The following is a 17,646-nucleotide window of genomic DNA, read 5'->3' as shown; positions in this document are numbered from 1 at the left end:
CAAGGAGTAGAGTCATGAAGAAAATTGGCGCTTTAAACAGCGAGATTACAGCCGTGATTTCTCAATTGGGGCATACGGATACGATTGTAATTGGTGATTGTGGGTTGCCGATTCCGGATGGGGTGAAGCGGATCGATCTGGCGCTGAAGCCGGGGCTTCCTTCCTTTATTGATACGCTGGAAGTTGTCCTGGAGGAAATGCAGGTCGAAGCAGCGGTGCTGGCGGAAGAAATTAAAACGCATAACCCGAAGATAGAGCAGCAGGTGCGGGAGATACTGCATGATGCAGAAATGTCTTACGTATCCCATGAACAGCTCAAACGTTTGAGCGAGCGGGCGAAAGCGGTGATTCGCACGGGGGAAGCGACACCGTATGCCAACGTGGTTCTAAGATCCGGCGTAATTTTTTAAGCAAAAGGATGTTGCGCAATGAGCAATCTGATTGAAATGACAGGCATTAGCAAATCGTTTGGCAAAGTGCAGGTGCTAAAAGATGTTTCATTTTCTCTAAAAAAAGGGGAAATTCATGCGCTGATGGGTGAGAACGGTGCCGGGAAGTCAACGATGATGAAAATATTAACCGGCATTTATCCGAAGGATTCTGGTACGATCCGGGTTCGTGGCCAAGAAGTAAATTTCAGTGGTCCGAAAGAAGCGGAACAGATGGGCATTGCTGTTATCCATCAGGAACTAAACATCATTCCGCAGCTGACGGTCATGGAGAACATGTTTCTTGGGCGCGATCTTTGCTATGGCAGAACAGGGATTTTACGCACGCGGGAAATGAAGCAAAAAACGCGTGAATACTTGGGGCGTCTAGGTGTCGACATTGACCCGGATGCGGAAGCGGGCTCTCTATCCATCGGGCAGCAGCAAATGATTGAAATCGCCCGCGCCTTGTCGTTGAACGCGGAGGTGCTGATTATGGACGAACCGACGGCGGCGCTGACCGACAGGGAAATTGAGGCACTGTTTGAAGTCATGCGCGATTTGCGGGCGCAAGGTGTCGGGATCGTATATGTATCGCACCGCATGGAGGAAATCTTCGCAATTTGTGATCGGATTTCTGTTTTGCGCGATGGTATCTTTGTCGGTACCGAAAATATTAAAGAGACGGATTTGGATACGATTGTCCACATGATGGTCGGACGTCAGCTTGGTGAACGTTTCCCGGAACGCAACGTGGCAATTGGCGAAGAGCGTCTGCGAGTGGAGGGACTGAGCGATAGCGGGGCGATTCGGGATATCAGTTTTTCCGCGCGACGCGGCGAAGTGCTTGGCATCGCTGGCCTGATGGGCTCCGGACGGACGGAAATTGCGCGCGCGTTGTTTGGTGTAAGCGAGAAGCAAAGTGGCCGAATCTTCTTGGATGGCCAGGAGATTCACATCCGGAAACCGGACGATGCGATTCGGCACGGTATTGCGTTTGTAACGGAGGACAGAAAAGGAGAGGGGCTTGTGCTCGGATTGTCCGTGCGAGAAAATATTGCGCTGACCAATTTGGGGAGACTCTCGAAAAATGGCGTGGTATCTTCTGTGAAAGAAGCAGGGTTTGTGCGGGAGATGATTCAGCGGCTGAACATTAAAACGAGCAGCGGCGAGCAAACGGTAAAGTCGCTGAGCGGCGGAAATCAGCAGAAAGTCGTAATCGGCAAATGGCTGGGCATTCAGCCGAAAGTGCTCATCCTCGACGAACCGACACGTGGCGTTGATATCGGCGCCAAAAAAGAAATTTATAACATTATCAATGAACTTACTGCTGTAGGTGTCACCATTATTATGATTTCATCAGAGCTGCCGGAAATTCTCGGTATGAGCGATCGCATTCTGGTTATGCATGAAGGAAGGCTGGCAGCAGTTATGGATAAAACAGAGGCTACGCAGGAAAAAATCATGCATGCGGCCACCGGAGGAAAGTAATATGGCAGATAAAAAATCTTTTGTGATGAATTTTCAAAAGCTGGGGCCTTTTATCGGACTTTTGATTATTACGGTTATTCTTGCAGTGCTGAGCCCTAACTTTTTAACGTTGGACAATATTTTAAATGTGTTGCGTCAGGTTTCGATTAACGCACTGATTGCGTTTGGCATGACTTTTGTCATTTTGACTGGCGGGATTGACCTGTCGGTTGGTGCGATTCTTGCGCTTGCGGGTGCGCTGACGGCCGGAATGATGACTGCGGGTATGGATCCGCTTCTGTCCATTCTCATTGCACTTCTCTCCGGCGTATTGATGGGGACGGCGAACGGTCTTTTGATCGCGAAAGGAAAAGTAGCGCCATTTATTGCAACGCTTTCCACGATGACGATTTTCCGCGGTCTTACGCTTGTATATACAGAAGGAAGACCGATTACCGGATTTGACAGCGAGATGTTCACCATGCTCGGCGCCGGATACTTTTTCGTAATCCCAGTTCCGGTGCTCTGGATGCTTGGATGTTTCGCGGTGCTGTATTTTATCCTGAAGAAAACAGCGTTCGGCCGCCGCATCTACGCAATCGGCGGCAACGAAGAAGCGGCGATTCTGTCCGGCATTAAAGCAGACAGGGTAAAAATTTATATTTATGCGCTGACTGGTTTGTTATCGGCGCTGGCAGGGGTTATCCTGACTTCGCGCCTCAATTCCGCGCAGGCAAACGCCGGAATGGGGTATGAATTGGATGCCATTGCTGCGGTCGTGCTGGGGGGAACCAGCCTATCTGGCGGTCGTGGCTGGATTTTTGGTACCCTTATCGGTGCGATGATTATCGGCGTGCTAAACAACGGTTTGAATTTGCTGGAAGTTTCTTCGTTCTACCAGCAGGTGGTAAAAGGAGCCGTGATTTTGCTTGCTGTTTTGCTTGATCGCAAAAAAACAGCGTAAAAAACATATCCATCACCATACAAATGTACAAACATTAAATCAATATTTGTCTAAGGGGGATCAGAAGAAAATGAAAAGATTAGTAAAAGGTTTTGCGGTAAGTTTGCTCGGTTTATCCATGCTGGTAGGTTGCACCACCCAGGCGCCAGGTACAGGAGATAAAGCAGCTGGCGACAAAAAAGAGCAGATTACGGTAGGGCTGGCTATTTCCACACAAAGCAACCCGTTCTTCGTGACGCTGAAAGAGGGGGCGGAGAAAGCGGCGCAGGAAAACAATATAAAGCTAGTAACGGTTGACGCACAGGATGACCCAGCGAAACAAATCTCGGGAATCGAAGATTTAATCCAGCGGCAGGTGGATGTCATTCTTGTAAACCCGACCGACTCCGCAGCCGTTGTGTCTGCCATTAAATCCGCGAATCATGCCAACATCCCGGTCATTACCGTTGACCGTAGCGCCGAGGGAGGCGAGGTCGTATCACACGTAGCTTCCGACAACGTAGAAGGGGGCAGAATGGCGGCTAAATATTTGCTTGAAAAAATCGGAAAACAAGGCAATATCGTTGAACTTGAAGGAATTCCAGGTTCTTCCGCGGCACGGGAGCGCGGCAAAGGTTTCCATGAAATCATTGACAAAGAAAAAGGTGTGAAAGTGGTGGCCAAGCAGCCGGCCGATTTTGACCGCGCGAAAGGTATGAGTGTTATGGAAAACATTTTGCAGGGGAATAAGGATATTAAAGCCGTATTTGCTCATAATGATGAAATGGCGCTAGGGGCTCTGAAAGCGATTCAGGCTGCTGGATTGAAGGATGTAGTTGTTGTCGGCTTTGATGCAACGGATGACGCAGTGGCTGCGGTGAAAGAGGGCCGCATGAGCGCGACTGTCGCGCAGAAACCCGAGCTTATCGGCAAGCAAGCGGTTGAACTTGCGAAGAAAGTAGCAAACGGCGAAAAAGTAGAGAAAAATGTGCCAGTGGAGCTTGAATTGATTAAAAAATAACGAATAGAATGATGAAAAATCCCCGGTTTCGGTTCGTAGCGGCCAATCCGGGGATTTTTTGATGCTTTTTTAATATTCATTATTTTGCAAAAGGGAATTTCTGTGCATATATGCCCGTTCAAATGAACCGCTGGAGGAATAGATGCTGTCTTTGTAATCTTCATACCATCTGCGGATAAGTTCCAGCTTTTCGCGGTCGGATGCTTTTTTTAAATAGAGTAGTTTTGCTTTTTCATCAGGCGGCATGTTGTCAGTAACTTCGGCTTTTTCAGCAGCGAACAGTTGGTTCATGTTGCTGATAAAGAAATTGAACATATATTTTTGCGTAATCTCAAACGCATATTCTTCCGGATGTCCCTTGTCGCGTCGTTCGCAGTAGACGCCCAGCAGATCCGGTTCCTCAAACATTGCCATATTGTTCTCCCCTTCATGTCCTTTTGCTTTTACTATAACAGAAAGTGAAACCGTATAAAAAGTCGGCCACTGTCGCTTTGTTCAACATGTAAAGCGGAGAAGTCAAAGTAAAGGACTAGACTTGCCCAAAATAAGAAACAAAATTACCATTTAGTGATAGAAAAAGAGAAGGGATTCAAAAATGAAAAGGGCAGGAGATACAAATGATTAAAAAAATCGAACACGTAGCATTGATTGTTTCCGATATGGATCGTTCCATTGCGTTTTATTCATCGATGTTTGGGTACAGGGTACGCCTTCGCGGTCAGAACGCGGTGCGCGAGATGGCGTTTTTGTACTGATTGCTCATTACAAGGCGAAGGGAATTGTTTTTAACACTGAGGAACCGAAACCGACGCTTGGAGGCGGTCGGATGATTTTATTTTATGGCCCGGATCGAGAGCTCTTGCAATTCGTTGAACCGGGCCAGCGGGAGCGGTAGCATTCGCTTGAACGGTAAGTTCAACATAGTGGCTATATTAATAATTTTTCTTAAAATATTGACGATTGGCTGTTTAAAACGATATAATTTCTGATAAATAGTACGATTTTAAAACGTAATATTATATTTTTATGATATTAAGGTATTGATTTTTTATGGAGGGGATACGATGGTTAAGCTGATCGCGATTTACAAAAAGCCGGAAAATGTGGAGGAATTTGATAAACATTACAAAGAAGTACACGCGCCGCTCGCGGAAAAAATGCCGGGTCTTCTAAAGCTGGAAGTTAATAAAATTTATGGCTCTCCTGCAGGTGACAGCAATCTTCATTTGATTGCAGAAATGTATTTTGAAACAAAAGAAGCGCTTATGAACGCGCTTTCTTCTCCGGAAGGAAAAGCAGCAGGCAAAGATTTAATGGGCTTCGCTGGCAAGGTTGTATCCATGCACTTCGCGGAAGTAGTATAGGAGAAAGGTTTAAAAAGCATGTTGAGTGAGACGGAAACACATCGCAGGTACCGGGAACAAATCACTCGGTATGTGAGTCGCGATCCGTACGCGCGCCATTTAGGAATCCGGCTGGTTGAACTTGGAGAGGGAACGGCTGTGGCGGAAGTAGACGTGCGTGAGGAAATGTTGAATGCGCATGGCACAACACATGGAGCCGTCATTTTTGCGCTGGCTGATTTTGCGTTTGCTGCGGCCTGCAATTCATATGGACGTCCATGCGTGGCGTTATCGATGAACGTTCAGTATATGGCTCCAAGTGGAAAGGGCGCACGGTTACGTGCAGTAGCGACAGAAAAGAAAAAAACAGCACGCGCCGGTTTTTACCAAATCGAGGTGGAACACGACGGCGAAAGCATCGCTCTGCTTGACGCGGTCGCTTACCGCAAGAGTGGGTTTTTTCTTGAGGAAATCGGACAGAACGCAGCTAATGAAGAGTAACAGGACGCGTTGGCAGCGCTGGATTGGCAGGAGAGACTACCATGAAATCAAACAATCGTTTTAACCAATATCTTGGTATTGAAATCGAGCACCAGGACGAAAATAGCTGCACGGCAGTGCTTCATATTCGCCCGGAATTGTACAATAGTATCGATGGAGTGGTGCATGGCGGAGTGACAAGCACGCTTGCTGATGTGGTCATGGGGCACGCGGCCGCGCCTCATGTTAACGGTGTGCAGCAGTGCGTAACATTGGAGAGCAAAATCAACTATTTGGCGCCTGCTAGGGGAAATAAGCTGATCGCACAATCTAGGGTAATCAAGCGCGGAGGCCGTACTATTATCATGCAAGCGGAAGTGCGCACGGACGATGGGGAGCTGGTTGCCGTCGCGCTTGGCACATATGCCCGTGTAAAGACAACTCCACAGTGATGTGGAGTTGTCTTTACATTCGTATAAGAAAGTATATGTTGCTTTATAAGGAAGGAGAAGAACGGGTGAAAGGATTACAACCGGGAGAGACAGAGACGTTGGAAATTGTCGTGCAGGACGATATGCGTCCTACGTTTGACGGCAACGTGGTTCACGATGTAATGTCGACCGTGACTATGATTTATTATATGGAAAAAGTCGGACGCCATGTTATTTTGCCTTACCTTGAAGAGGGGGAGGAAGGAGCCGGATACGAAATTCAGGTTAAGCACATTGGGCCTGCGGTGGTGGGGCAACGGGTAAAATTTACAGCCTTATGTACGGAAGTTACTCCGAAGCGAGTCGTTTGTGAAGTGACCGCGGAAACATCAGAAAATATTGTTGGTACCGGAATTTTTACACAGGCGATTTTTAAAAAAGAAAAAATGGAGGCACGTATCACGGAGTTACGGCAAACCATTGCACAAAAATAATGAAACAGGAAGACCGTGGAATTTTCAATCGCGGTCTTTTTTATCGGATCATTAACAACCTTATCAAAACAAATATTGCTACTATTCGATATAGTATTAAGAATTAAATGTAAATTTATTGACCGCGAAAATATACAGCTACTATAATCAATATAAATATGGTGTTATCTGCATATACAATGATAAACTGTGATGGTTTTTATATGTCTCAGCAATGTAGGAGAAAATTAAAAAATCTATAATTCCTAGTTGACATTATGGTTTAATGTGTTAGAATAAAATCAACAAATTGAAAAGGCAAATGATTAGGACTCTTATCCAGAGAGGTGGAGGGACTGGCCCAGTGAAGCCTCGGCAACCATCAAAGAAACTCTTTGACACGGTGCCAATTCCAGCAGCGCTCGCGCGCTGAAAGATGAGAGGTCCGGCAAACTTGTGATGAGTGTACGCCGACCTCTTGCAGCGCAGGAGGTCGTTTTTATTTCCCCTTGTGCAATCTAGGAGGAATAAAGGAGTGAGGAGTATGATTAAATTACAGAGTATTAGTAAAAGTTATACCACACCGAACGGGACATTTCAGGCAGTAGCTCCAACGTCGCTGCATGTGGAGCCAGGGGATGTGTACGGTATTATCGGGTTCAGCGGTGCTGGTAAGTCAACTTTGCTTAGACTGGTTAATTTGCTGGAGCGACCGGACGAGGGAAAGGTATATGTGGATGGTCAGGAGTTAACCGGTCTATCAAATCGAGAGCTGCGCAAAGCGCGCCAGTCCATCGGCATGATTTTTCAGCATTTTAATCTGTTGAATAATCGGACGGTGGCGGACAATGTGGCGTTTCCGCTAGAAATAGCCGGTCTTCCAAAAGAAGAGAGAAAAAAAAGAGTACAGGAGTGCTTGGAGATTGTAGGGCTGGCCGAGAAGGTGGACAGCTATCCTGCCAAGTTGAGCGGGGGACAAAAGCAGAGGGTCGCTATCGCCCGGGCGTTGGCCAGCCGGCCGAAAGTGCTGCTATGTGATGAGCCTACCTCAGCGCTTGATCCGCAGACGACGCGTACCATTTTATCTTTTCTTAAAGAAATCAACCAAAAGCTAGGCGTAACGATTCTCATCGTCACGCATGAAATGAGTGTAGTGAAAGAGATTTGCAACAAAGTAGCAGTCATGGAAAGAGGTCATCTCGTCGAAAAACTTTCGCTTTCTGAACGGGAAGTAAAGCCGAAAACTGAAATCGCCCAGCTATTATTCGAAGAGGAAACAGGCAAGGAGAGAGGGATAGCCAATGTTTGATAATGTGATTGCTTTATTGCCGGAAATTGGGGTTTCTATCGTAGAAACTTCTATTATGGTCGGCATTTCAATAGGCTCAGCGCTTTTGCTTGGCATGCCGCTGGGGGTTCTGCTTTTTCTGACAGGTAAAGGACAATTGCTGGAAAGCCCCATTTTATTTCGAATTTTAAGTTCGCTCGTTAACATTGTCCGATCGTTTCCCTTTCTTATTTTGCTCGTGGCATTGATTCCGTTGACGCGAACATTGGTCGGAACGACGATCGGTCCGGTGGCTGCGGCTGTTCCGTTGTCGATTGCAGCCATTCCATACTTTGCACGTCTGGTGGAGCAATCGCTTCGTGAAGTTTCGAGAGGAGTTATTGAAGCCGCGGTGGCAATGGGGGCGTCTACATATCAGATTGTTTGGAAAGTGTTATTGACAGAAGCGCGCGCTGGGCTTACGCTCGGACTCACAGTATTGATTGTCAGTTTTCTTTCCTATTCTGCGATGGCCGGCGTTGTCGGAGGCGGAGGGATCGGGGATTTAGCGATTCGCTTCGGCTACTACCGATTCCAGACGGATGTTATGATTGTGACCGTGCTTTTATTGGTGGTGCTTGTACAAGTCATTCAATTTGCGGGCAATCGTCTTGCACATTATCTTGATAAACGTTAAGGGAGAGATCTTTGTGAAACAAAAACCGTTTATTCTTATTGCATTAATTTCATTAATAGTAATCTTTTTGACAGCTTGCGGAGGACAAGAGAGCGAAACGGCAACAGGAAAAACGCAGGGGAACAGTAAAGAACTGGTTATTGGTGCGACGGCGGGGCCGTATAGTGATCAGGTGCGTTTAGGAATTAAACCTATTTTAGAAAAAAAAGGATACAACGTGAAGATTGTTGAGTTCAACGATTACGTGCAGCCGAACCAGGCGCTGGCTGAAGGTTCGCTGAATGCGAATGTGTTTCAACATGTCGTGTATTTGCAGAACTTTGCGAAAGAGCATAACTTGGATATTCAAGATGTTATCCAGGTTCCGACGGCTCCGATCGGCATTTACTCGCATAAGCATAAAACACTGGAAGAAGTGCAGCCGGGAGCGACCGTTTCGCTTCCGAATGATCCTACTAATCAGGCCCGCGCGCTTGTCATGATGCAACATTTCGGTTGGATCAAGTTAAAAGAAGGTGTAGATCTGCTTCGCGTATCGGAAAAGGATATCGTGGAGAACAAGAAAAATATCAAGCTCCTGCCGCTGGAAGCAGCCCAGCTTCCGCGCTCGCTTGAAGACGCAGACTACGCATTTGTCAACGGGAACTTCGCCATCGCATCGGGCTTGAAACTTACGGAAGCGCTGGCGCTCGAAAAGATTCCGGATCAATATATGAACGTGGTCGCTGTGAAAACGGCGGACAAAGACAGCCAGTTTGTTAAAGATTTAATCGAAGCATATAAATCTCCGGAGTTTAAAGAAGTTATCGAGAAAGAATTCCAGGGATTTGTCAAACCTGATTATTTAAAATAAGCACATAGGGGGGAAGAAAACGATGAGCACAACAATCGGAGATGTTCTTGAATGGTCAGTCCGTAATTTTCCGGATAAAATTAGCTTAATTTATGAATACGAAACGAAGCATCACCGCTGGACATATACAGAATTGAATCAAAAAGTAAACCAATTTGCCCGGGCGCTTAAGCGCCTGGGTGTCCAAAAGGGTGACGTTGTTTCTTCCTTCTTATATAATACGAGCGAGTTTGTGGTTACATTGTTTGCGACGGCAAAAATCGGCGCCATTTTTAATCCGATTAACTATCGGCTAGCTGCACATGAATTGCAATATATCCTACAGGATGGAAAAGCAAAAGTATTGTTATATGAAAGACAGGGCTCAGACGTGGTGGAGAAAGCGCGTGAGCTTGGGAATCCGGTCGAACATTATATATATGTGGATGAACCGTTGACAGAAGGAGCGCTTGGATTTTACGAACTGCTTGAAGCAGAAGATGTTTCCCGTCCGGAAGTGGAGGTATCGGAAACCGATTATTGCATTATGATGTACACAAGCGGTACTACCGGACGCCCGAAAGGCGTACTTCACACGCATCGCAGCAAAATTCATCATAATTTTATGATGATGCAATGCATGGGCCTAACAAAGGATGACATTGGTCTTGCCGCCGCGCCGCTCAACCATACGGCGGAATTGCATACTTCTTTCCTGCCGCGTGTGCAGGTGGGAGCGACTAATGTGCTTTTGCACCATTTTGACGCTTCCCGTGTGCTGTACACGATCGAAAAAGAAAAAGTCACGCATATGTTCGCGGCACCAACAATGGTCAATATGTTGCTGTATGCCGACGATTTTGAAGCGTACGATTTATCATCATTGCGTCTGCTCGAATACGGCGGAGCGTCCATGGCTCCTGTCCTTATCCGCGAGTTTGAGGAGAAAGTAGGCGCGGACTTAATCCAGATTTACGGTACAACCGAAATGGGCCCGTGTATGTCTGTGCTGTACGCAGACGAACAATTAAAAAAAGCCGGCTCTGCTGGAAAGGCAAGTTTGACGCATGAGTTGCGTATTTGTCGCGTCAATCCGGACGGCACGCCAACGCATCCAGATAACATTTGCGAGCCAGGCGAAATCGGCGAAATTCTTGTCAAAGGTCCGTGCATGATGGAAGGTTACTACAACCGCCCCGAAGCGACGGAAAAAGCGCTGGCTTACGGCTGGTATCATACGGGCGATATGGGCGAGTACGATGAAGACGGCTACATTTGGATTCGTGATCGCATAGATCATATGATTATTTCCGGTGCAGAAAATATTTATCCGCGCGAAGTGGAGGATCAATTGCTGGAACATCCGGGCGTACGCGAAGTGGCCGTGGTGGGCAAACCGGATCCGAAGTGGGGACAAATTGTGTTTGCCTACATTGTCCGCAGCAAGGAAAGCAATGTGACTGCGGAAGAGCTGGATACGTTTCTTGTGGAAGGAGAGCGACTGGCGAAATACAAACGTCCACGCGCTTACTGCTTTGTCGACGAGCTTCCGAAAACGGCCAGCGGCAAAATACAAAAATTCCTTCTCGAAAAGCAAGCGGTTCATGTGTAACCGAGAATCCCTCACTGCTCATTGCAGGGAGGGATTTTTTAGCGTACGTATAAGTAAGAAAATAAATGATAACGTTACGGGGTTTTATGCGTGGCTACACAGTAGAGAAAGGAAATATCAAGCTCATATCGAATATTTATACTTAAGGAAAAATGGAGATGGGGTGGAAGCTTGAAACTGTATATTTCCGTTGATATGGAAGGAATTACTGGACTGGTGGATCAAACGTTTGTTGATTCAACAGGACTCAACTACGCGCGTGGTCAAAAATTGATGACAGATGAGGTAAACCACGTGATTGAAACCGCGTTTCAGCAGGGGTTTAAAGAGATTATTGTCAATGATAGCCACTCCAAGATGAACAATTTATTAATCGAACGACTGCATCCGGAAGCACAATTGATCTCTGGAGATGTGAAACCGTTCTCTATGGTGCAGGGGCTGGATGATACATATACGGGCGCGATATTTCTCGGCTACCATTCGCGCGCTGGCAGGAAAGGTGTATTGAGCCATACGATGATTTTCGGTGTGAGAAATATGTATATTAATGACGCGCCTGTAGGTGAACTCGGTTTCAACGCGTATGTGGCCGGCCACTATGGCGTACCGCTTTTGATGGTAGCGGGCGATGACGGTGTGGCAGAAGAAGCGGAAGCGCTCATCCCTGGCATTACCACTGCGGTGGTGAAAAAACAAATGTCCCGTACATCCGCGCTGTGCCTGACACCGGAGAAAGCAGGCTGGTTGCTGCGCGAGAAAACGAAACTGGCGATTGAAAGCAGAGAAAACGTCGCCCCGCTTACACCGCCGGAAAATCCGGTATTAACGATTGAGTTTGCGAACTACGGGCAGGCGGAATGGGCACATCTATTGCCGGGAACGGAACTGGACGGGGAAGCGCCGCTCGTTCGCTATAAGGCGCAAGATATTCTTGAGGCGTATAAAGCGATGATTGTCATGACGGAATTAGCGATGAAGGCGAAATTTTGCTGATGTTTATTGTATCAGACTACAAGAAAGGAAAATGAAGGGGGATATAACATGGATTTAAAACTAAACGGAAAAGTAGCGCTCGTTGTAGCATCAAGCCAGGGCCTTGGCCGGGCGATTGCCGAACAGCTCGTAAAAGAAGGTGCGCATGTTATGATTACGAGCCGTAACGAAGAAAAGCTTCAGCAAGTAAAGCAGGAGCTTGAACAGTATGGGATGGGCAAAGTAGCCTATCACTGTGCCGATATTACGAAATATGAAGATATTAAATCGCTCGTGCAGGCGACACGTGAGAAGCTTGGCAAGATTGACATCCTTATCAACAACGCGGGCGGCCCGCCGGGCGGCACGTTTGAACAACTGGACGACGAACAGTGGCAACAAGCGTTTCAGTTGAACCTGTTAAGCTACATCCGCCTTATTCGCGAAGTATTACCTGATATGAAGCAGGGTGGCGGACGCATTATCAATATTGCCTCTTCTTCCGTTAAACAGCCGATTCCAGGCCTTATTCTTTCCAACACGTTCCGTCTCGGTATTGTCGGGCTTGCCAAGACACTGTCCGTAGAGTTAGCACCCTATAATATCCTTATTAACACGGTGGCGCCAGGTCGTATTGCAACTGACCGCGTAGCGCATCTGGACGAGATGAACGCGCAGAAGCAAGGGATTTCCAAGGAAGAAGTGGAAGAAAAAGCGAAGCAGGACATCCCGCTTAAGCGGTATGGGGAACCGGAAGAGTTTGCAAAAGTGGTTACTTTCCTTGTATCAGACGCAAGTACATATATTACTGGAAGCACGTTGCTTGTGGACGGTGGAATGGTGAAGTCGATATAAACCAGAGTTCAAACCGCTGAAACAATAGTTATTGGACTGATATATTTATAGAAAGAAGGATTCTGATGAACGAAATACGAAATATTTTTTGTGTGGGAAGAAACTATCGGCTGCATGCAGAAGAACTGGGGAATGCGGTGCCGACTTCCCCTTTTCTTTTTTCCAAACCGACCCATGCGCTTGTAGAGGCGAACGGGCAAACGATTACGTTGCCGGGCAACCGTGGTGAAGTGCATTATGAAACAGAGCTTGTGCTCTATATTGCTCGCCCTTTTGAACCCGGAATGAAAGTGGAAGATGTCGTGAACAAGATGGCGCTTGGTATTGATTTTACGTTGCGTGACGTGCAGAATGAACTAAAGGAAAAGAGCCATCCCTGGCTGAAAGCTAAAGGTTTTCCGAATTCGGCCGTACTTACGTCTTTTCGTCCATTTCCCGGTGTAGAAGCATGTCGTGGCACAGACTTTTCGCTATTTAAAAATGGGGAGCAGGTACAGTGTGGCAATATAAGCAATATGTTATTTGATATGCAGACCATTATTGAATTTACAGACGAACATTTCGGCCTGGGTGAAGGTGATATTATTTATACGGGTACACCGGAGGGTGTCGGTGCCGTGGCGGACGGCGATAAGCTGGAACTGCGCTGGGGTGAAGAGGTCTGGGGCACGTTCACTGTTCAATTGCAAAAATAAGAAGAGCAAAGCAACAAAAGAAGCCACCGTATAGCCATCGACTGACGGTGGCTTTGCTTTACGGGCGGTACGTCACGCCAAGGATAGGATCAGCAGCCCTTTTTTCGGATCACGTCGCACAGAAGTGCTGGAAGGAAGGAGGATAACATTTTGAAAAATCTAGTCAGAAATTAGTTTTTTTGTTCATAGCATAATAGCAGATGATTGGAGGAACGCATCTTCTTCGCTTTGCCTGTACGTACGACTAAGAGCGTCAGCAGCACTCCGGATTTGTTCTGGGGTTGCATTGCCCAAGCCGATATCGGCAAGCGTGGTCGGCAGTCCAACAGAACGGCAGAACACAATAACTTCCTCAAGTTCCTTCATGCTACGGTTCTCTAGGACAAGCTGAATAATCGTGCCGAACGCAACTTTTTCTCCGTGGCAGTATGGATGTGTTTCTTCGAGTATGGTTAATCCGTTGTGAATGGCATGGCACGCGGCGAGCCCTGCGCTTTCGAAGCCAAGACCGCTTAGAAGCGTATTTGCTTCTACAATATTGTTCAATGCTTCCGTTACCACGTTTTGCTCGCAGGCAATTTTCGCTTGATAGCCGTCACGTAACAAAATTTCATAGCACAGCTTAGCGATAGCCAGCGCTGCCTGCGTCATGGTGCCGCCCGCTATGTTCCTGGCCCGGGCACGGGCGCAAGCGGCCGCTTCAAAATATGTGGATAGTGCGTCGCCCATTCCAGCTACCAGTTGACGAACCGGCGAATGGGCGATTACTTTTGTATCAAGTAAAACCAAATCCGGATTTCGCGGAAGCACAAGATACTGTTCGAATACGCCCTCGTCATTGTAAATAACGGAGAGGGCGCTGCATGGTGCATCAGTGGAAGCGATGATTGGTACGATAGCGACAGGACAATTTAATTTAAAGCTTACTGCTTTAGCCGTATCGATCGCCTTCCCACCGCCCACGCCGATAATAATATCAACCGCTTGGGCTTGTCCGATTTTTTTCATTCGGTTAATTTCATTGTTGGAGCATTCCCCTTTAAATGGTTCAATTTGATAGCTTATGCCGTGAGAATTTAAGCTTGTCGTAATGTTTTGCTTTATCGCTTCAATTCCTTGTTGTCCACCGAGAATAAGTGATTTTTTACCCAAAGGAGCAATGTAGTGGCCAATTTCCTTTGCTTCTTTTTTTCGAGCCAGTTCCGTTAATCTTTGCAACAGAATATGTTGGGGCGTATGCGTAACTTGCTCGATAGGCACATTTAATTCTTCAGACAGCCTTTTTGCGGTTCCTAGGGAGACAGGATTTGGTTTTATAGTTCTATAAATATTATATGGAGATGAAGATGCTTATTGCACTTGTGAGCTTTTTTTCTGCGTGTTAGATTTATCATGATAAGCAAACGGAGGAACTGCATGGAAAGAAAATATCATTGCTGTGCTACATGCCGTCATTTTCAAGTGGTAAAGCAACCGGGACAGAAAACATCGTATCGATGCGCACGGCTCGGCTATGAGACCCGGCCTGTCTACCAATTTAACTGCTGGAATCCGAAAGAAATTGTTTCGGAACGAATGAAACAAGAAAAAAAGAGCGAATAAGGAGGATACGATGGGCGCTCTAACACTTCGTGACATTGTGGATGTGGAAGTGTTGCAGGAAGTTCAAGACCGTTTTGCGGACGCTACCGGCTTTGCGGTGATTATTGGTGATGAGCAAGGAAATCCGATTACTAGGCCGAGCAATTTTACCTCTTTTTGCTCCTATATCCGTTCCTGCCCGGAGGGTTTGCGCCGCTGTATTCTGTCGGATGAGCGGGTAGGAATTCTCGTGGCAAAAAAAGGAAGACCGGTCATTCATCGTTGCCATTCAGGGTTGGTAGATTTGGCGGCACCTATTATTCATAATGAGAAATATCTTGGTTCCGTACTATGTGGACAGGTGTTGATGGCAGGGCATGAGGAAGAACAATTGCAAAATGTTTATCAAAATATCAGCGAGCTTCCGGAAGGGAAGGCGATGATGGTTCGTGTATTGGGCCGGTATGAGGAAGACAAGATTTTATTTGAGGTAGAGGATAATGGAAAAGGGATGCCAGACATCCGGTTGGAAGATATGTTGTCCACCATCCAGCGTCATGCCGTCGGACATACTACCGGGATTGGGATTTATAATATTCATCGCAGACTTCAATGTCAATTCGGTGAACAATACGGTTTTCCGGATTCGAATTATTTTTCGCGTATATTCCGTAAACGTGAAGGGATAGCACCGACTGAATATCGGAAATGGCAGCGAACGATAACAGTTTTGCCTACTTATCAATTCCAAAACTCGCTTTTCTAGTAAAGAAAGTGCTAATAAAGGTTATTTGAATACAGATACAAAAAATAGATTGAAAATTATAATTATTCTTGAAAGAGAAGGATTAAGAGGAGAAGAGGTGAAATGATGCAGGTTTCACAGTTGACAAAGCGCTCTCAGCGCTTTTTGATGCTTGAACGGCAACCGATTAATCAGGATGGGTTTGTCACGGAATGGCCGGAAATGGGGTTTGTGGCTATGTCGAGCCCGAACGATCCGAATCCTTCCGTGAAAGTGGAGAATGGAAAGATCGTTGAGTTGGACGGAAAGTCGAGAGCTGGATCGTTTTATCGCCGATTATGCGATAAACGCGAAGATAACCGAAAAAGTCATGGAGATGGACGGGCTGGATATCGCGCGTATGCTCGTGGACATTCATGTTCCGCGCGCAGAGATTGTTAAACTGGCGGAGGGCATGACCCCGGCGAAAGTCGTTGAAGTTCTTAATCATATGAACGTGGTTGAAATGATGATGGAGCTTCAGAAAATGCGGGCCCGGAAAACTCCTTCCAACCAATGTCATGTTACCAATGTGAGGGACAATCCGGTTCTTATGGCCGCTGATGCCGCGGAGGCGGGGCTTAGGGGATTTGATGAACAAGAAACGACCGTAGGCATTGTGCGCTACGCACCGTTTAACGCCTTGGCGCTTCTTGTGGGTTCCCAGACTGCGCGCGGCGGTATTTTAACGCAGGATGCGCTGGAAGAAGCGACTGAATTGCGGCTTGCTATGCTGGGTCTGACTTCTTACGCGGAAACGATTTCGATCTACGGTACCGAGTCCGTATTCGTTGACGGGGATGATACGCCGTGGTCGAAGTCATTTCTTGCTTCCGCATACGCATCCAGAGGAGCAAAAATGCGCTTTACGTCAGGCACAGGATCAGAGGTACAGATGGCAGGCGCGGAAGGAAAGTCAATGCTTTATCTGGAAGTGCGCTGCATCATGATGGCCAAAGGCGCAGGAGTCCAAGGATTACAGAACGGATCGATCAGCTGCATCGGCGTACCGGCAGCCGTGCCGAGTGGCCTTAGAGCCGTACTGGCTGAAAATTTAGCGGCCATGATATTCGGTTTAGAAGTAGCATCTGGAAATGATCAGACGTTTTCCCATTCGGCAATACGCCGTAGCGCTAAAATGCTTTGTCAAATGTTGCCGGGAACAGACTTTATTTTTTCCGGCTACAGCGCTGTACCGAACAGTGACAATATGTTTGCGGGATCGAATATGGATATCACCGATATGGACGATTATTTAGTATTGCAGCGCGATATGATGGTGGACGGAGGCCTCAGGCCGGTAGACGAAGAAAGCGTGATTCAAATCCGGTATGAAGCGGCCAAGGCGCTCCAGGCAGTGTTTGATGAACTGGGCTTCCCCGTCATTACGAACGAAGAAGTGGAATGCGCGGCGTACGCCAGCAGCAGCGAAAACATGCCGCCACGGAACGTGGTAGAAGATTTAAAAGCAGCAGAACGGATTTTAACTGAAGGGATTACAGGATTGGATGTGGCATTAGCGCTTGCAAAACGTGGATACAGAGAAATTGCCGAGCGTGTGTTTGCTATGCTGAAACAGCGGGTCGCCGGAGATTATTTGCACACGTCGGCTATCATTAATAAAAACAATGTCGTCATTAGCGCGGTAAATGATGAAAACGATTACGGAGGTCCGGGTACGGGATATCGCCTCAGTCCGGAAAGATGGGAGGAAATAAAAAATATTCGCCAAGCTATCAGCCCGCAGGACTTTGACTAA

General features: G+C 47.0%; 20 protein-coding genes, 1 pseudogene and 1 riboswitch. Of the genes and pseudogenes, 19 read left to right on the top strand and 2 right to left on the bottom strand.

The genetic code is table 11. The features are described from left to right. Nucleotides 1-14: 14 nt before the first annotated feature. The 4 genes from rbsD (at nt 15) to rbsB (ending at nt 3,862) form a co-directional block, all read left to right on the top strand. Nucleotides 15-410 carry a D-ribose pyranase gene (gene rbsD / locus ACH33_RS14525; RefSeq protein WP_057899663.1) on the top strand — a complete coding sequence of 132 codons (396 nt, stop codon included), beginning with the start codon at nt 15-17 and terminating at the stop codon, nt 408-410. A gap of 18 nt (nt 411-428) precedes the next feature. Then, entirely contained in the window at nt 429-1,919 is a 1,491-nt protein-coding gene (locus tag ACH33_RS14520) for a sugar ABC transporter ATP-binding protein (protein WP_057899662.1), read from the top strand. A gap of 1 nt (nt 1,920) precedes the next feature. Beyond that, on the top strand, nt 1,921-2,862 hold the full coding sequence (locus tag ACH33_RS14515) for an ABC transporter permease subunit (RefSeq protein WP_057899661.1): 942 nt from the start codon (nt 1,921-1,923) through the stop codon (nt 2,860-2,862). Nucleotides 2,863-2,932: 70 nt separating this feature from the next. Continuing rightward, nucleotides 2,933-3,862 carry a ribose ABC transporter substrate-binding protein RbsB gene (gene rbsB, locus ACH33_RS14510; RefSeq protein WP_057900407.1) on the top strand — a complete coding sequence of 310 codons (930 nt, stop codon included), beginning with the start codon at nt 2,933-2,935 and terminating at the stop codon, nt 3,860-3,862. A gap of 69 nt (nt 3,863-3,931) precedes the next feature. Here the strand turns inward: rbsB and ACH33_RS14505 are convergent, their stop codons facing one another. Further along, nucleotides 3,932-4,276 carry a hypothetical protein gene (locus ACH33_RS14505; RefSeq protein ID WP_057899660.1) on the bottom strand — a complete coding sequence of 115 codons (345 nt, stop codon included), beginning with the start codon at nt 4,274-4,276 and terminating at the stop codon, nt 3,932-3,934. A 203-nt stretch (nt 4,277-4,479) separates the two neighbouring features. Between ACH33_RS14505 and ACH33_RS20170 the strand changes: the two genes are divergently transcribed. The 12 genes from ACH33_RS20170 (at nt 4,480) to ACH33_RS14450 (ending at nt 13,522) form a co-directional block, all read left to right on the top strand. Then, complete coding sequence (locus ACH33_RS20170) at nt 4,480-4,617, top strand: VOC family protein (RefSeq protein ID WP_236781896.1); 138 nt, start codon at nt 4,480-4,482, stop codon at nt 4,615-4,617. Between the two features lie 309 nt (nt 4,618-4,926). Next, nucleotides 4,927-5,226: an EthD family reductase gene (locus ACH33_RS14500; protein ID WP_057899659.1), complete on the top strand. Its 300-nt coding sequence runs from the start codon at nt 4,927-4,929 to the stop codon at nt 5,224-5,226. A gap of 18 nt (nt 5,227-5,244) precedes the next feature. Beyond that, nucleotides 5,245-5,706, top strand: coding sequence for a PaaI family thioesterase (locus ACH33_RS14495; RefSeq protein WP_057899658.1), 462 nt, complete (start codon nt 5,245-5,247; stop codon nt 5,704-5,706). 41 nt (nt 5,707-5,747) lie between these two features. Beyond that, the gene (locus ACH33_RS14490) at nt 5,748-6,137 is read left to right on the top strand and encodes a PaaI family thioesterase (RefSeq protein ID WP_057899657.1); all 390 of its coding nucleotides are present in this window, start codon (nt 5,748-5,750) and stop codon (nt 6,135-6,137) included. A 65-nt stretch (nt 6,138-6,202) separates the two neighbouring features. Beyond that, nucleotides 6,203-6,610 carry a thioesterase family protein gene (locus ACH33_RS14485; protein ID WP_408863281.1) on the top strand — a complete coding sequence of 136 codons (408 nt, stop codon included), beginning with the start codon at nt 6,203-6,205 and terminating at the stop codon, nt 6,608-6,610. Nucleotides 6,611-6,921: 311 nt separating this feature from the next. Next, nucleotides 6,922-7,032: riboswitch (SAM riboswitch) on the top strand. 101 nt (nt 7,033-7,133) lie between these two features. Continuing rightward, on the top strand, nt 7,134-7,898 hold the full coding sequence (locus tag ACH33_RS14480) for a methionine ABC transporter ATP-binding protein (protein WP_057899655.1): 765 nt from the start codon (nt 7,134-7,136) through the stop codon (nt 7,896-7,898). Continuing rightward, nucleotides 7,891-8,553 (top strand): methionine ABC transporter permease, encoded by a 663-nt coding sequence (locus ACH33_RS14475; RefSeq protein ID WP_057899654.1) that lies wholly within the window; start codon nt 7,891-7,893, stop codon nt 8,551-8,553. Before ACH33_RS14480 ends, ACH33_RS14475 begins: the two co-directional genes overlap by 8 nt. A gap of 13 nt (nt 8,554-8,566) precedes the next feature. Next, nucleotides 8,567-9,406, top strand: a complete 840-nt coding sequence (locus tag ACH33_RS14470; protein ID WP_057899653.1) for a MetQ/NlpA family ABC transporter substrate-binding protein — start codon at nt 8,567-8,569, stop codon at nt 9,404-9,406. Between the two features lie 22 nt (nt 9,407-9,428). After that, entirely contained in the window at nt 9,429-10,997 is a 1,569-nt protein-coding gene (locus tag ACH33_RS14465; protein ID WP_057899652.1) for a fatty acid--CoA ligase, read from the top strand. Between the two features lie 171 nt (nt 10,998-11,168). Further along, entirely contained in the window at nt 11,169-11,993 is an 825-nt protein-coding gene (locus ACH33_RS14460; RefSeq protein ID WP_057899651.1) for a M55 family metallopeptidase, read from the top strand. A 48-nt stretch (nt 11,994-12,041) separates the two neighbouring features. Continuing rightward, nucleotides 12,042-12,827 carry an SDR family oxidoreductase gene (locus ACH33_RS14455; protein ID WP_057899650.1) on the top strand — a complete coding sequence of 262 codons (786 nt, stop codon included), beginning with the start codon at nt 12,042-12,044 and terminating at the stop codon, nt 12,825-12,827. 65 nt (nt 12,828-12,892) lie between these two features. Then, nucleotides 12,893-13,522: a fumarylacetoacetate hydrolase family protein gene (locus tag ACH33_RS14450; protein ID WP_057899649.1), complete on the top strand. Its 630-nt coding sequence runs from the start codon at nt 12,893-12,895 to the stop codon at nt 13,520-13,522. A gap of 183 nt (nt 13,523-13,705) precedes the next feature. On the opposite strand, the gene ACH33_RS14445 is transcribed toward ACH33_RS14450, so the two are convergent. Beyond that, a complete protein-coding gene (locus ACH33_RS14445; RefSeq protein ID WP_156424085.1) occupies nt 13,706-14,839 on the bottom strand; it encodes a YycC family protein in 1,134 nt (377 codons plus the stop codon). Between the two features lie 99 nt (nt 14,840-14,938). Between ACH33_RS14445 and ACH33_RS14440 the strand changes: the two genes are divergently transcribed. The 3 genes and pseudogenes from ACH33_RS14440 (at nt 14,939) to ACH33_RS14430 (ending at nt 17,646) form a co-directional block, all read left to right on the top strand. After that, a complete protein-coding gene (locus ACH33_RS14440) occupies nt 14,939-15,124 on the top strand; it encodes a hypothetical protein (protein ID WP_057899648.1) in 186 nt (61 codons plus the stop codon). 10 nt (nt 15,125-15,134) lie between these two features. Continuing rightward, on the top strand, nt 15,135-15,869 hold the full coding sequence (locus tag ACH33_RS20165) for a PocR ligand-binding domain-containing protein (protein ID WP_057899647.1): 735 nt from the start codon (nt 15,135-15,137) through the stop codon (nt 15,867-15,869). 105 nt (nt 15,870-15,974) lie between these two features. Beyond that, nucleotides 15,975-17,646: pseudogene (locus tag ACH33_RS14430) on the top strand (propanediol/glycerol family dehydratase large subunit).

It is taken from the genome of Aneurinibacillus sp. XH2, assembly GCF_001439585.2.
GTDB classification, from domain to species: Bacteria; Bacillota; Bacilli; order Aneurinibacillales; family Aneurinibacillaceae; genus Aneurinibacillus; species Aneurinibacillus thermoaerophilus.
This window is presented reverse-complemented; position numbering and strand designations above follow the sequence as displayed.